The sequence below is a fragment of the Shewanella sp. UCD-KL21 genome (assembly GCF_001957135.1).
In the GTDB taxonomy this organism is placed as follows: domain Bacteria; phylum Pseudomonadota; class Gammaproteobacteria; order Enterobacterales; family Shewanellaceae; genus Shewanella.
This window is the reverse complement of the sequence record NZ_MPHK01000001.1, coordinates 215,895-230,612: the sequence shown is the minus strand read 5'-3', so window position 1 is coordinate 230,612 and position 14,718 is coordinate 215,895. Positions and strand designations below refer to the sequence as shown.

Below are 14,718 nucleotides of genomic sequence, written 5' to 3'. Positions count from 1 at the left end.
CTTTGAAATAGTTTACTGCAATTAACGCGGCTTTAGGAAAAAGTTAGCACAATAAACGTGCAAAAAAGCATCATCCAATGCTTTTTTGGTGGATCTGCTGCATTTTTGGTTAACCGCTGCCAAGCCTTGAGTTTATTTGTTAGAGATAAATCAAGACTATTGAGCTTATTGGTAACCTAAGTTGTTAGCGCTTTTCTTCTTGCGATACATATTTTTATCGGCGCTCTTTAACAATGCAATGGCATTATCACCATCATCAGGATAAATCGCCACACCGATACTGGCAGTTAGCGTTAGACTGAGACCATCAATTTCCAGAGGCTCAGTTAGGTTAGCTGTAATGGTTTCAGCCACCTTAATTGCACTTTCGGCGTTATCGATATTATTCAGCAGTATGACAAATTGATCACCACCAAATCGAGAGACTGTATCTGATTTTCTAACCACTTTTTTCAAGCTATTTGCTATGGCAACTAATGCTTGATCGCCAACATGATGACCATAGGCCTCATTAACTGGTTTGAACTTATCGATATCAATAAACAAAATGGCAAATTTATGTTGCTCTCTTAGATGAGCAGTGACGGCACAAGCTAATCTATCATCAAGTAAACACCGATTAGGTAAATGCGTAACAGGATCATGCTCAGCGGCAAATTTACTTTCTAATTGTGCTTGTTTACGAAGATCCACTTCTGCCTTTAGTCGCCTGTTACTCAAAGTAACAAACAAGGTAATCGCGCTAACAACAACTAACCCTATTAACAGCATCTTGAACCAATGTTGATATTTATCTGCTTCGCTACTTAAGTCTATGGCCACCCAATGCTGGTACATTTGCTGCTGCTTTGTTTCATCAATAGTGTCGATGGCACGATCAATTAGTGGAATGAGCTTTTTAAGTTCTGAATAGACGCCAATATGACTTTTTTGCTCAGCTAAATCTGCTACCAGTGCTATTTTCAAATCAGGAAAGCCGCCTTCATTAAGTGCATAAGCCAAGGTAACCACTTGCTCAATAAATAAATCAGCTTGACCTGTAGATACGGCTTTTAAACCACTTTTGACATCAGCCACAGGCATGATCTTTAAGCCTGGAAATTGTTGCCTTAATTGATTATTGATGCTGTAGCCTTTAACCACCGCAATCCGTTTACCTGTGTATTGACTTAAATTAAATAGTGGTTGCTCAGTAAGTGAGGTGGTAATGGCCCAAGGAGATGGCCAGTAACCATCGGTAAATTCGAGCCTAGGCTGCTGCAATTTACTGTTGGCCATACTCGCGACCATGTGTATGGTGCCTGATTTAATGTCATTGTTAAGGCTATCCCAATCTTGATAAGCAACTGGAATAATATCAATGCCTAATTGGTTAGAGATAATTTCTGCAACGTCGCTGTTTACGCCTGAAAACTCACCCTGTTCATTTTGATATTCCATAGGTGCCCAGTCTTCTAGATAGCCCAACTTTAATGCACCTAAGGCGTCCAAATATTTTTGCTCGTTATGACTTAAAAATATTTGCTTATCACGGCTAATAAAAGTGCGATCGTCATTGTTAACTAGCCATTTACGTTCTATTTTATTTAGTTCATGCACACTAATCAGCTTGAATCCATTGGCGATACGCTCAGCCAGCTCTGTACTTTCAATATTGATGAGGTTATAAATCTCAGTGCTAAATTCAGTAGAAGTGAGCTGATAGAAATCTGCCCATTTTTTATTATTAAGTAAGTAATGTGACGTCGTCGCACTTGATGCAACAAAGCCGACAATATCACCGTCTTGGCTCGCTTTGACCATTTGAGCCATAGAGTCGTAATAGCGCAGTTGCGCATTAGGCAGTAATGTTCTCAGCTCAACAATATAAGGCGATGTAGCAAAAATACCAATGCGTTTACCATCAACCTGACTAATATTCGTTATCTGTTTTTGGTAACTAAAAAAGCGACTTTTTACTGTGTATAAATGATTAACTCGATGCAGGCCGGTATTCATGGTATCGCTTTCAGGATAGCCAATATGTACATCGGCTAACCCTTTTTTAACTAAATTAATGCTACCGTTCATATCACTGGGTATAAAGTTGATACTAATGCCGGTTTTTTCAGACCATAACTGCCAAATATCGACAAATAAACCATGGGGTTGACCATCAGGATTGATAGCAACAAGCGGCTCAAGTTCAACTTGCATCGCGATCATCAAGCCACCAGTTTCACGTCTAAAGCCAAACCAGCGTTTTTCAATATCATCGATTGCCTTCGCTGATATTTTCGCAAAACTTTGGTTAATTTCAGCAACCCAATGACGGTGTCGTTTGGCAACCGCTGGCGCTAAATTAACTGTATTAATTGGAATTCTAGCGGAAGTTTTAAAGTTATTGGCCAAATCAAAATTAACAGGAATACCTTGGTAATAACCTTGAATAGCTGCAAAAGCATATAGCTCACCATCAATTACCGCATCGACGAGTTCGCGTTTAGTTTTAAAGGTTTTGAATGTAAGTCTAGGTTCAATGGCTAATAAATCATCGAGATGAGCTGTGCCTTCAATGACCCCTATTTTGAAAGGTTTTAAATCTGTAATACTTTTTTTAGAGGCGATATCATTATGAAGGTAAACGTAATTGTTTAATGCTGTTATTTGATTAGCATAAGCAAATTTTCTCTCTCTTTTGGCGTTTACTGCCATACCGATATGAGCATCGACCTTACCTTGTTCAACTGCAGAGAGTGACTCCTTCCATGGCATGGGTTTAAAAATTACTTTGATGCCGCTCTTAACTGACCATTCATGCCATAAATCGACCATCAAACCCGAGGGCTTACCATTTTGATCTACAAATTGATAAGGGTAAGCGTCTTCACTCATTGAAATCGTTATCGTTTTCGGTAGTGAGCTTACTTGCATCTCATTTGTGGAGGCATTAGCCCAAGTAGTAGTAATGAGCACTAAACTGACTATGATGACAAATATAAATTGAGTGAACTTCAAGCGCTATCCCTTGTGCAAGATGTATTTTTTCTGAAGAAAAAGGTTATGTGTTTGTTGGTTATTTTTAATTTCTGTACATCATACCGTTTTATATCGACTAATTGTCTAACAAGATGAATAATTTACCGAGAAAATTGCTAATAAACAAAATAAATTACAAAAATACCAATGGGATACTTGCTGCTATTTGTTAGGATTAGCTAAAATGACAATATAATACCCCTAAGTTACTGCAGATGAACTCTCAACAAGACACAATTTACGCCACAGCAACTGACAAAATATCAGATTTTCAATTTGATAATCGCGTCGCTGGTGTGTTCAACGATATGATTAGACGTTCTGTACCAGGTTATGCACAAATCATTAATACTATAGGTGATTTTGCTGATAGGTATGTCACGCCAAATTCTAATATTTATGATTTAGGCAGCTCTTTAGGCTCTGCAACCTTAAGTATTCGTCGTCAAATTGAACAACGCCAATGCCGTATTATCGCAGTAGATAATAGCGAATCTATGGTTTCTCGATGTCAGGAAAATCTCGCTGCTTATGTCAGTGATACTGAGGTTGAGTTGATTTGTGGTGACATTAGAGATGTAGAAATCACCAATGCTTCTATGGTGGTGTTAAATTTCACCTTACAGTTTTTACCGGTGCAAGATAGAGATAGCTTAATCAAAAAAATATACCAAGGCTTATTGCCTGGCGGCATTTTAGTGATCTCAGAAAAGCTATGCTTTGAAGATGATGTTATTCAATCATTGCTGTATGAACAGCACCTCGATTTTAAACGTGCTAATGGCTATAGTGAGTTAGAAATCAGCCAAAAACGCAGCGCACTTGAAAATGTCATGCGCCCAGACAGTTTAACAATGCACCAACAACGCTTTACTGATAATGGTTTTAGCCATTCAACAGTATGGTTTCAATGTTTTAATTTCGCATCTATGGTGGCTATCAAGTGATTAGTTTCAGCTCCTTTTATCAACAAATTGCCGACTCATCGTTACAACACTGGTTGGAAGAATTACCGGCTATTTTAGGAAAGTGGCAACGTGAACATAAACACGGCAATTTACCTAAATGGGAAAAAGTCCTTAACAAACTTAATTACCCTACTCCAACAAGCATCGATTTATTCAACGGTGTCAAAATTGGCGATGGCAGCCAATTAACTGCTGGTCAAACTGAAAAACTTGAAAACCTTTTAGGCTTGTTTCAACCTTGGCGTAAAGGGCCTTTTAATATTCACGGCATTGATATCGATACCGAATGGCGCAGTGATTGGAAATGGGATCGAGTAAAACAACATATTTCGCCTTTAGATAATCGCACCGTATTAGATGTCGGTTGTGGCAGCGGCTACCACATGTGGCGCATGTTAGGGGCAGGCGCAAAACGTGTCGTCGGTATTGACCCTTCGCCATTATTTTTATGCCAATTTGAAGCCGTGAAACGTTTAGCAGGTAATGAGCACCCAGTTCATTTACTGCCATTGGGAATTGAAGAACTGCCGCCACTTGATGCGTTTGATACTGTGTTTTCTATGGGGGTGTTATATCACCGCCGCTCACCTATCGACCATCTAATGCAGTTACGTGATCAACTGCGTATGGGCGGCGAACTTGTATTAGAAACTTTGGTTATCGATGGTGATGAAAATGCGGTTTTAGTGCCAGAAGACAGATACGGCAAAATGAACAACGTATGGTTTTTACCCTCAGTTGATGCCTTAATGTTATGGCTTAAAAAATGCGATTTTACCGATATTCGCTGTGTTGATGTTGATGTCACCTCTATGGCAGAGCAGCGCTCAACGAAATGGATGAAAAACGAATCGTTAGTGGATTATCTTGACCCAAATGATGTTAGTTTAACGGTAGAAGGTTACCCAGCCCCAAAACGTGCAACGATTATTGCAATAAAGAACCAACCTAATCACGACTTAATTTAACCTAGATTATTAAAATAACAGGAATTATCATGTTAAAGCAGGTATTTATTTTATCTTGTACAGCCGCGTTAATCACCGGCTGTGCATCAACAGAAAAAGTAACTCCGGTTGGTAGTGAAGAGTTTACTTCAAATTTAGCCAGCTCTCAGGCCGCTATTATTGAAGCGATTAATACCCAATGTATTAGCGCCACACCTGAAATTGTTGCCTTAAATGAAGAAGTACAACAACTAAAGTTACAAATCACTGATACCCTAACTAAGCAGTCTGAAAAAATGGATGCGGATGCCGTCGCATTAGCACAATTAAATGAACCACCTCAGTGCCCTGAGTCAGCGATTACCGATAAGTTTGTTCTGGGTGAAGTAGAAAGTGTTTTTATTGACGAATTAAAGGCGGCTTTTGCTACGCGTATTGATACAGGGGCTGAATCATCGTCATTAGACGCCCGTAATATTGTGTTATTTGAACGTAATGGCGTTCAATGGGTTCGCTTCGATGTGATGGTCAATGGTGAAGATCAACCTGGTGATACTTTTGAACACAAAGTTGAACGTTTTGTGCGCATCAAACAAGACGCTGAACAACCTGAAGATCGTCGTCCCGTTATTCATGCCCACCTACAAATTGGTAAATACGCCGCTGAAACAGACTTAAACCTAACCGATCGTAGTCATTTAGATTACCCCTTACTACTTGGTCGTAAATTTATGAAAGATATTGCTGTAGTCGATGTCGGCCAGAGCTATATTCATGGAAAAAAAGACAAACAAATAACGACAAAAGTTAAATAGGACTTCTAATGCATTCACGTAAACCGTTTTTTATCTTCGTCGCGTTATTATTTATATTTGGCACTGCAGCCAGTATTTATCGCAGTGTTGAACACAACGTCCCTTTCCTTCCTGGTCAGCAGGTTCAAAGCTGGTCAGTGGAAGCCAAAGTGATGTTTAATGGTAATAATAACCCAACCGAAGTATCACTCTCTTTGCCACAAGATCCTGCATTTGATGTCCTTTCAGAAAATGCGACCTCACCTGGATATGGTCTAAATATTTCAGAAGGGGCTGACAGAAGAGCCGTTTGGTCAATTCGTGAATCCTCTGGACGTCAATCATTATATTACCGTGTAACACTGGTACCGACAGGTCAACTTGACGTCACCCAAGATGAAGTACCTGAAACACCTGAACCGTTTTTATGGCAAGTCACTGAAAAAGGCGCCGCTGACCAAATCATGAACGATGTATGGCAGCGCAGTGCTAATAACCTTTCTTATGCACAGCAGTTAATGTCAGTGATTAACGACACTAATCAATCGCAGAATTTAGCACTGCTATTATCAGTCAACACTCGCACCCAGTTGTTTTTACAAATGCTGCATTCAAAAGGCGTTCCTGCAAAACAAGTCAGTGGCCTAATGCTAGAAGACCAACGTCGTCGTCAGCAACTGAATCCTTATGTGCAGGTTTACCATAATGGCGAATGGGTTTTATTTGATGTTGAAGGCAATAAACAAGGCCGTCCTGATAACTTGGTTTTATGGCAACACAATAATCAGTCGGTGTTAGATGTTATTGGCGGCAGTAACTCGCAAGTTAACTTTTCAATGTTACAAGAAACACGCTCAGCACTTGCAACCTCTATCGATATGATGAAAAACTCTGATGCACTGGATTTTTCTTTGTACCAATTACCACTTGAGGAACAAAGTACCTTTAAAGGGATTTTATTGATACCAATTGGCGTGCTAGTGGTGGTGTTCTTAAGAGTGATTATCGGTATCAAGACATCAGGTACTTTTATGCCGGTACTGATCGCATTAGCCTTTATCCAAACAACTTTATTAACTGGCTTAATTGGCTTTTTGCTAATTGTGGCCTTTGGCTTAATGATCCGTTCTTACCTATCACAACTTAACTTACTGCTCATATCCCGAATATCCGCGGTTATTATTGTGGTGATATTTATTATCGGCTTGTTTACGCTTATCTCCTACAAAGTGGGCTTAAGTGAAGGCTTAACTATTACCTTCTTCCCGATGATCATTTTGGCATGGACCATTGAACGTATGTCAATTTTATGGGAAGAAGAAGGCCCTAAAGCTGTAGTTATGGCCGGTGGAGGTAGCTTGTTTGTCGCGACTTTAGCCTACCTTGCGATGAGTAACAGCTGGATCCAATATTGGGTATTTAACTTCTTAGGTATTCACTTAGTGATTTTGGCAATGGTGCTAGTGATGGGCCAATACACTGGCTACCGTCTCACTGAGCTTAAACGCTTTAAACCTTTGGCTGGAGATCAGTAATGAACTTTGCCTGGCCTTGGGAACTACGCCGTAAAGGCGTATTAAATATGAATAAGCGTAATATCGATTACATTGGAAAATATAATCCGCGTAAATATTACAAACGTGTGGATGACAAGCTGATTACCAAACAATTAGCTTTAGCCAATGGTATTGCGGTACCTGATTTAATTGGTGTTGTTGAAGAGCAGCACAAAATCAATGATATTCCACAAATGGTCATCGACCGTACTGGCTTTGTGATAAAGCCAGCAAAAGGGTCTGGCGGTAAAGGGATTTTGGTGATCACCAAAGTGGAAGGCGGTCGCTACTATAAACCTAATGGCGATGAAGTGACCCCGACTGAAGTTTATCGTCATGTCTCCAATATCTTAAGTGGGTTGTTTTCTTTAGGCGGTACCCCTGATGTCGCCATTGTTGAAGGCTTGATTGAGTTTGATCCGGTTTTTGATGGTTTTAGTTACGAAGGCGTGCCTGATATACGCTTAATCGTGTTTAAAGGTTATCCCGTAATGGGCATGCTACGCTGCTCAACAGCAGCTTCTGACGGCAAAGCTAATTTGCACCAAGGCGCTGTTGGTGTCGGGTTAGATATTGCTACAGGCAAAAGTTTATTTGCCGTTCAATTTGATGAACCTGTGTTAAAGCATCCTGATACTCAATTTGAATTGTCGCAAATTCAAGTACCTAACTGGGACACCCTGCTTCATACCGCATCCAGTGCCTATGAAATGTGTGAACTGGGTTATTTAGGAACCGATATGGTTTTGGATAAGCAGCGAGGTCCATTACTGCTAGAGCTAAATGCTCGACCAGGACTTGCAATTCAAACCGCAAACGGTAGAGGGATTTTACAACGTTTGCAACATGTTGAGTCTATCAAAGGCCCAGCCGTTTCAGTGGAAGAACGTGTGGCTTATGCCAAAAAGCATTTCTGTAGTAATCCTAACTTTTAGTTTATTGGCAACTGCGCAAGCAGTTGCCAATCCTCTTCAGCTGTTTGTGCAACAATGTTTGCAATACAAACCGTCTTTAGCATCCCTAGATTTAAAGCAAACAACCCCTTACCAAGCATTACAGTTTGAGCAATTAACCTTAGGCTTTAACAATTTTAACGATCGTTTAAATTACTACCGCCATTTAGCCACTCATCGCCAACGCGAAGGGCTATTAATGTGCCAATTACATTTAGCCGATGAATTATCAGCATTGTTAACAGCGCCTCAATTATCTAGTTTTATAGCAGAGCTTGAAGATAGCCACATGCCCTACTCTTTATTAGCTAATAAAGTTAAGGCGATTACACTAGCCCAACTTGATATCGATACCAAGTCACAGTTACACAATGCACAGGCAACCATAAGACGAAACCTTAGTAATAGTAATTTAAAATTGGTATTTAATAACGCACAATGCCAGTTAGATACCACCCACGATGATACAAACTCTGCTTTTGAAATCAGTTTAGCCAAATACTTACTTTTGCAAACTGATGAGCAATGCCGAAAAACCACTTGGCAGGCCTATCAAGCACGGGCAAAAAGTAAAAATCAGCAGTTGTTAGCGACAATTAAAACCATTAAGCAGCAAATTTCTGCCACAGAGCCCAGCATTGGCTCAGCAGCCCCCCAAAGCGCCCCATTACAGGCAACGCAATCATTATTATCAAAGCCGTTATTAACAACTGAGCTGTTATTATCCTTCTTAGAAAGCCAAACCAAGAATATTAATACAGCGCCTTGGAATATCGGTAAAACCCTTAGTCAGATAGAAAATACCCCTTATCTCGGCCCCAAAAATAGTAGTGATTTATTTCAGCAAGTTATCGATGCATTAACGCCTCTGGGGCTTACATTCGAAGCGATCCCCCTCCAAGTTCAAGCGGATATATCGTCCACTAATGAAACCAATGCCAGCGCGGGCACTGGCAATAGCTCTAGCAATGGCACCTCAACGGTCAATAAGCCATCAGAGCCAATTACAACTTATCGCTTGTGGCATCAGCAGCGTTTAGTTGGCGAACTCTATATCCACACGAGTAAGCATTCGATGGCGAATATCATTAGGTATCCGGTGATCGGTCAGCAATTTGCCCAAGCGAGCGTGGTTTTTCCAACAAATGTATCTAATCGGCGCCAAGCAATGCAACTGGTGAAAAGCCTCAGCGAAGCCATTACTGCTATGACTCGAGGCAGCCAATTCTATTTGGTAAATAAGCTGGGAGTATCAACAGATAATTACTTATTAGGTTATTATTGGCTAAGCAGTCATCTACAACAGCAATTAGCCTATTTAGCCCCTTCAGCGAGAGAGCAATTTGCCGAGTCTTATCGACAGCAACTTAGGGTGTTTCGCAGCAAAGTCGCTTGGTATTATTTAAACTCAGATCAACAATGGCATGCAGATAACGTCAAGATTCAACTGGATAGCGTCATTAATCAGGCTTTTCAGGCGAGTTTTAATCAACAATGGCCGGATGCGAAAAATATGGCCTATAGCTTTAACGGCATTGCCAATGAAGGGCTTGATTACTATCACCCACTTTGGCAACAAAATTTAGTTAATTTGATTAATACAGACACTAACGCTTCAATAACAAATCGCCAAGTTTTTGATATTTTAGTAGTTAATGAAGATAATTTATCCCTAATCCAACAAATGAGCATTATACTTAATCCACCGACTGATCCATCATCAATCATCAGGAGAGCCTTTAATGTTGGCAATTCGAAAATTTAAATCCTTAACCAGTTTAATCAGCTTTTCGTTGCTACTTACTTGTGCCAGCAGCTTTGCTGAAACCAGATCTAACCATCAATTAACTCACCAACAAGTTCGAAGCGCAATTCAGCTTAACCTTGAACAAAATATGTATTCCTTGCCACCGCGAATTCAAGGACATTATGGTTTACGTATGTATCGCATGACTGGTGATGAAAAGTACGCTAATGCCGCTTTAATTGATTTAATCACCATTACAGAAAGGCAAAACTATTTTGCCTGTAATATGGATAAGCCTAATTTTATTGAAGATGAAGCCGAACAAGCTATCAGCGTGTTAGGTAAAGGCCCTCGCGCTAAAGCGCGTAAAAAAGCCCTTAAGCCGTTTCCAGAGTTTATTTTCTATAGCGATATTTTATTGCGCTATGCCAGTCGCACCGATGAACTCGGTTTCACGGGGCCATGTCATGAGCAAATGGTTAAAGGCTTGAAAGCCTATGATTTAACCCCAGCTTTGACTGATCCTAAAATGATCACATCATGGGCCGCGCAATTAGTGAATTATGTTTACTGGGCTAAACAGCTAAATGTAGGTGATTATGTCGAGGTATATAAACAAGCGTTCATCGAGACTTATCCTGACGATAAAGACAAAAACCTTGATAAAAAACAGTACCGAAACAAACTATATGGCATGACACACTTTATTTTTGCCTCAAGTGGTTATTACCAAGAGCAAGTCGAAGCCAAAGATTATCAATGGATTTTAGATTACTTTAATAACAACATTGATCGGATTTTAACTGATGCTACTGATGACATTATTTCAGAAGTCGGCATTAGCTTTTTATTAGCTGGTCAGCCAAACCATCCGGTGGTTAAAAAGACTCAAAACCATATTGCGGCGTCATTTATCCCTGAGTATCAACTGATCCCATCACCTCGTGGTAATCCAAATATGGTGTCAGGCGAACACCGCAATGTATTGGCGATGATGCTTCTTGATTGGCCAGAAACGCTGCATAAAGGCCCTTACCTTGCTGAAATAAAAGCGACGAAAAAGTATTTGCCGGTACAAGTGACGCCTAAAGATCTCACGAAAGCTAACAGCAATGCAAAAAAACCTAGCGCTAAGTAATTAAGCGCGTTGTCGATTACCTTCAAGAGCGTATCACTGTGTGATAGGCTCTTTTTAATAATGACCTGTAAAATAATGAGTTTTGTATGAATAGAGCAAAATCCACGCTGGAGCAATGGCGTATTATTCAATCTGTGGTTGACTTTGGTGGTTACGCCCAAGCTGCAGAAAAGCTGAATAAAAGCCAGTCTTCGCTCAATCACGCTGTGGCTAAACTACAAAACCAACTTGGAATTCAACTACTTGAAGTTAAGGGGCGTAAGGCTTACCTAACCCAGCAAGGTGAAGTACTACTCAGGCGTTCACGCCACTTAACCCAAACCGTTGATGAACTTGAGCAACTTGCGAGCAATTTAGGACAAGGCTGGGAGCCCAACTTGACCATTGCCCGCGAAATCATCTATCCAATGCAATTTCTTGTGGATGCCTTAAAAGCCTTTTGGCCCGATAGCCGTGGAACCCGAGTAACTGTCATTGACTCGGTGATCACAGGCACCCAAGAGTTAATCGACAACAATATCGCCGATATCGCTATTTGCGGTATTCCTGCAAAAGGCCATATTGCCGAGTTCCTGTGTGAGTCAGACTTATACCTTGTATGCAGCCCGACCCATCCATTAACCCAGTGCGGTATTGTTGCCGATGAAACAGAGCTGGCGCAGCACTTACAAGTGGTCATCAAAGACACTGCAACTGAAAAATCAGTAGATACTGGTTGGTTAAAGTCAGAGCAGCGCTGGACAGTTTCAAACTTTCACGAAGCAAAAAACGTGTTACAAAGTGGCATTGGCTTTTGTTGGGCGCCCGCTTATTTGGTCGAGGATGATATTAGCCAAGGTAAGCTATCAAGGCTGATCCTTAAAGGCAGTAAAAGTCGTAAAATTGCCTTAAGCTTGGTTATTCCTAACCGAGATAATCAGGGGCCTGCCAGTAAACTGTTAGAATCTTTAATTTTATTACAGCACGATATTGATCAAAACAAGCCTTAATAGACATCTGATTTATTAAGCTTTAATGATAGTCAAAGCCATTAATGCCAGTTCAAGTTACATTGAGTTCTACACTGACACATCGATAATAGTGCCAATGTTTTCAGACGAGACATTTATCACCTCTGTTGCAACCTCGGCGTGAGAGATAGCTTGCTGAACATCAATCAGGGCCGCTGTTTGCGAGCTAGGCGTGACGCTATCTGCAGTTATTTGTACTGAGGCAGAACTTAGCGCTTCTGGGGTGGCTACCGCCGTGGTCGCCTGCGCTAAATCATTGTGCGCCTGTTGCAGCCCTTGAACACCGAGGGTAAAACTTGATGCTATTTCCATGATACAACGCCTTTTTAAACAACCTTATAGCAAGTTATACCACATTGGATAGACGAGATAAAAGGCATACCAACTTAAAACTAATACCAGTTTGTCTGCCAATCTTTCCACACTGGGTTTAACCCTGACTTTTGTATTTGCTGCACCATTTGCTCGGCGCTGCGCTCATCTGATATTTCAAATTGATCCAACTGAGTATTAGGGTTTTGATAGCCTCCGGGCTGAGTTGAACTACCGGCACTGATATGAGTCACCCCTAATGGCAATAAGTTGTTACGTAACTGCTGGGTTTCTCTGGTAGATAAGCTAATCTCAAGCTGGGGGTTAAACAATCTAAACGCACAGATCAATTGTACTAAGCCCACATCAGTTAACTCAACTTTAGGGCTTATTCCGCCAGTACACGGCCTTAACCTCGGTAAAGAGATACTGTAACGACTGCGCCAATGATGTTTTTCTAAATATGACAAATGATAACCCATTAATAACGCATCTACGCGCCAATTATCTAATCCCAACAATACCCCTAACCCCACTTTATCAACACCTGCAGTCGCAATCCTTTCCGGTGTAGTGAGCCGATAAGCAAAGTCTTGTTTTTTACCTCGCGTATGGTGCTTTGCATAGGTTTGGCGGTGATAGGTTTCTTGATATACCATCACTGCATCGAGCCCTAATGCCACCAGCTGGGTATATTCAGCTTGAGTCAAAGGCTGTACTTCGATTGCTACATAACTGAAATGCTGTTTTACCAGTGGCAATATGGTTTTAAAGTATTCAATGCCGACTTTGGTTTCATGCTCGCCAGAAACCAGTAAAATTGAATCAAAACCTCGCTGTTTAATAATGTGAATTTCAGCTAATAATTCGCTTTCAGTTAAGGTTTTTCGTTTGAGTTTATTACTCATAGAAAAACCGCAATAGTCACACTCATTTGCGCACAAGTTAGATAAATACAGTGGCAGGTATAAGCCAATATTAGCCCCAAAGCGTTGCCGGGTTAACTGATAGGCCCGCTGCGCCATTGTTTCTAAAAAAGGTATCACAGCAGGCGATAAAAGCGCGATTAAACTGTCTATATGACCTTTGGGGCGCTGCAATGCTTGCTGCACATCAGCTGCAGTGCAACTATTAATCTGCATTGATAAATCGATTAAATCTAGCTGTTTAAATTGTTCGACAAAACTCATGGTGCGCCACTCTAATAAAGTTAATTTTTTGAACCAACAGCATTCAAAGCTAAAATACTCAAGCCAAATAATTCGAGCCAAAGCATTCACCAGTCAGGGAATAGTCTGGCTTACAAATGTAAAAATTGCGTCAGCGGGCTAGTATGTTCAGCCAGCTTGGTAACACTGCCAAGTCCGGCGGTATAGGCATCACGACCGGTTCTAACCGCTAAATCAAAACAACGCGCCATCACTATGGGAGATTGACTACTGGCAATCGCAGTATTGACTAGCACGGCATCAGCGCCCAGCTCCATTGCTCGGCAAGCTTGTGAAGGTGCGCCAATTCCCGCATCAACAACCACCGGCACATTAGCTTGCTCAATGATCATCTCTAAAAATGGCTCAGTGGCTAAACCTTGATTACTGCCAATAGGGCTACCTAATGGCATCACAGCGGCGCAGCCCACCTCTTCTAGCCGGTAACACAGCACAGGATCAGCATGAACATAAGGCAACACAATAAAGCCTTTTTCACACAATACTTCGGCGGCTTTAAGGGTTTCAATGGCATCTGGCATCAAGTATTTCGGATCCGGATGAATTTCAAGTTTAATCCACTTTGTGCCAAGCATTTCACTGGCAAGCTCTGCTGCAAAAATGGCTTCTTTAGCGGTTCTTGCCCCTGCAGTATTGGGTAATAGCTTAACTCCCATTTGCTGTAATGGCGTCAGCAAATCATCATAGTTTTTACTATGATCAATACGCTTCATCGCTAAAGTCACTAATTGTGAATTAGAGGCCTCAATGGCTGCCAGCATGGTGTTTGCATCGCTAAACTTGCCTGTGCCAGTAAATAAACGAGACTCAAATTGATGTCCGGCTATAGTTAACATAATTAGCCCCCTGCTACAGCTGAAAACACGTCTACTTTATCATTAGGCTGGCATTGGATTGCCTGCCAGCGACTTCTTGGAACCACTTGTTGATTGAGCACTAATGCCAGTGCTTTAGGGTTAAGTTCTTTGGCTTCGATTAGCGCGAGTAAGCTTGACGCTTGTTGCAACTGCTCTGGCTGGCCATTAAATTCAATTTCAATCATGTTT

General features: G+C 41.1%; 13 protein-coding genes. 8 read left to right on the top strand and 5 right to left on the bottom strand.

Going from position 1 to position 14,718, the window contains the following annotated elements; all coding sequences use genetic code 11:
* Positions 1 to 165: 165 nt before the first annotated feature.
* A complete protein-coding gene (locus tag BM739_RS00985) occupies positions 166 to 2,874 on the bottom strand; it encodes a transporter substrate-binding domain-containing protein (RefSeq protein WP_175609474.1) in 2,709 nt (902 codons plus the stop codon).
* A gap of 359 nt (positions 2,875 to 3,233) precedes the next feature.
* On the opposite strand from BM739_RS00985, the gene cmoA reads away from it, so the two are divergent.
* From cmoA to BM739_RS00945, 8 genes are all read left to right on the top strand, one after another.
* Complete coding sequence (cmoA, locus tag BM739_RS00980; RefSeq protein ID WP_076536388.1) at positions 3,234 to 3,965, top strand: carboxy-S-adenosyl-L-methionine synthase CmoA; 732 nt, start codon at positions 3,234 to 3,236, stop codon at positions 3,963 to 3,965.
* On the top strand, positions 3,962 to 4,954 hold the full coding sequence (gene cmoB / locus BM739_RS00975) for a tRNA 5-methoxyuridine(34)/uridine 5-oxyacetic acid(34) synthase CmoB (RefSeq protein ID WP_076536386.1): 993 nt from the start codon (positions 3,962 to 3,964) through the stop codon (positions 4,952 to 4,954). Before cmoA ends, cmoB begins: the two co-directional genes overlap by 4 nt.
* A 29-nt stretch (positions 4,955 to 4,983) precedes the next feature.
* Positions 4,984 to 5,748: an ATP-dependent zinc protease gene (locus BM739_RS00970; RefSeq protein WP_076536384.1), complete on the top strand. Its 765-nt coding sequence runs from the start codon at positions 4,984 to 4,986 to the stop codon at positions 5,746 to 5,748.
* Between the two features lie 8 nt (positions 5,749 to 5,756).
* Complete coding sequence (locus BM739_RS00965; RefSeq protein WP_076536382.1) at positions 5,757 to 7,262, top strand: inactive transglutaminase family protein; 1,506 nt, start codon at positions 5,757 to 5,759, stop codon at positions 7,260 to 7,262.
* Positions 7,262 to 8,218 (top strand): alpha-L-glutamate ligase-like protein, encoded by a 957-nt coding sequence (locus BM739_RS00960; RefSeq protein ID WP_076536381.1) that lies wholly within the window; start codon positions 7,262 to 7,264, stop codon positions 8,216 to 8,218. The genes BM739_RS00965 and BM739_RS00960 overlap by 1 nt, the downstream gene beginning before the upstream one ends.
* Entirely contained in the window at positions 8,181 to 10,001 is a 1,821-nt protein-coding gene (locus BM739_RS00955) for a hypothetical protein (RefSeq protein WP_076536379.1), read from the top strand. Before BM739_RS00960 ends, BM739_RS00955 begins: the two co-directional genes overlap by 38 nt.
* Positions 9,979 to 11,121 (top strand): DUF3541 domain-containing protein, encoded by a 1,143-nt coding sequence (locus tag BM739_RS00950; protein ID WP_076536377.1) that lies wholly within the window; start codon positions 9,979 to 9,981, stop codon positions 11,119 to 11,121. The genes BM739_RS00955 and BM739_RS00950 overlap by 23 nt, the downstream gene beginning before the upstream one ends.
* A gap of 86 nt (positions 11,122 to 11,207) precedes the next feature.
* Positions 11,208 to 12,110, top strand: coding sequence for a LysR family transcriptional regulator (locus BM739_RS00945; RefSeq protein ID WP_076536376.1), 903 nt, complete (start codon positions 11,208 to 11,210; stop codon positions 12,108 to 12,110).
* A 69-nt stretch (positions 12,111 to 12,179) separates the two neighbouring features.
* On the opposite strand, the gene BM739_RS00940 is transcribed toward BM739_RS00945, so the two are convergent.
* The 4 genes from BM739_RS00940 to thiS form a co-directional block, all read right to left on the bottom strand.
* Entirely contained in the window at positions 12,180 to 12,443 is a 264-nt protein-coding gene (locus tag BM739_RS00940; protein WP_076536374.1) for a hypothetical protein, read from the bottom strand.
* An 80-nt stretch (positions 12,444 to 12,523) separates the two neighbouring features.
* Positions 12,524 to 13,633 (bottom strand): 2-iminoacetate synthase ThiH, encoded by a 1,110-nt coding sequence (thiH, locus tag BM739_RS00935; protein WP_076536757.1) that lies wholly within the window; start codon positions 13,631 to 13,633, stop codon positions 12,524 to 12,526.
* Between the two features lie 110 nt (positions 13,634 to 13,743).
* Positions 13,744 to 14,508: a thiazole synthase gene (locus BM739_RS00930; protein WP_076536372.1), complete on the bottom strand. Its 765-nt coding sequence runs from the start codon at positions 14,506 to 14,508 to the stop codon at positions 13,744 to 13,746.
* Between the two features lie 2 nt (positions 14,509 to 14,510).
* On the bottom strand, positions 14,511 to 14,714 hold the full coding sequence (thiS, locus tag BM739_RS00925; RefSeq protein WP_076536370.1) for a sulfur carrier protein ThiS: 204 nt from the start codon (positions 14,712 to 14,714) through the stop codon (positions 14,511 to 14,513).
* Positions 14,715 to 14,718: the final 4 nt, after the last annotated feature.

Bases quoted from the DNA above. Each gene is read 5' to 3' on its own strand.
- BM739_RS00985 (WP_175609474.1), bottom strand. From the start codon at position 2,874: ATGAGTGAAGACGCTTACCCTTATCAATTTGTAGATCAAAATGGTAAG.
- cmoA (WP_076536388.1), top strand. From the start codon at position 3,234: ATGAACTCTCAACAAGACACAATTTACGCCACAGCAACTGACAAAATA.
- BM739_RS00970 (WP_076536384.1), top strand. From the start codon at position 4,984: ATGTTAAAGCAGGTATTTATTTTATCTTGTACAGCCGCGTTAATCACC.
- BM739_RS00965 (WP_076536382.1), top strand. From the start codon at position 5,757: ATGCATTCACGTAAACCGTTTTTTATCTTCGTCGCGTTATTATTTATA.
- BM739_RS00960 (WP_076536381.1), top strand. From the start codon at position 7,262: ATGAACTTTGCCTGGCCTTGGGAACTACGCCGTAAAGGCGTATTAAAT.
- BM739_RS00955 (WP_076536379.1), top strand. From the start codon at position 8,181: ATGCCAAAAAGCATTTCTGTAGTAATCCTAACTTTTAGTTTATTGGCA.
- BM739_RS00950 (WP_076536377.1), top strand. From the start codon at position 9,979: ATGTTGGCAATTCGAAAATTTAAATCCTTAACCAGTTTAATCAGCTTT.
- BM739_RS00945 (WP_076536376.1), top strand. From the start codon at position 11,208: ATGAATAGAGCAAAATCCACGCTGGAGCAATGGCGTATTATTCAATCT.
- BM739_RS00940 (WP_076536374.1), bottom strand. From the start codon at position 12,443: ATGGAAATAGCATCAAGTTTTACCCTCGGTGTTCAAGGGCTGCAACAG.
- thiH (WP_076536757.1), bottom strand. From the start codon at position 13,633: ATGAGTTTTGTCGAACAATTTAAACAGCTAGATTTAATCGATTTATCA.
- BM739_RS00930 (WP_076536372.1), bottom strand. From the start codon at position 14,508: ATGTTAACTATAGCCGGACATCAATTTGAGTCTCGTTTATTTACTGGC.
- thiS (WP_076536370.1), bottom strand. From the start codon at position 14,714: ATGATTGAAATTGAATTTAATGGCCAGCCAGAGCAGTTGCAACAAGCG.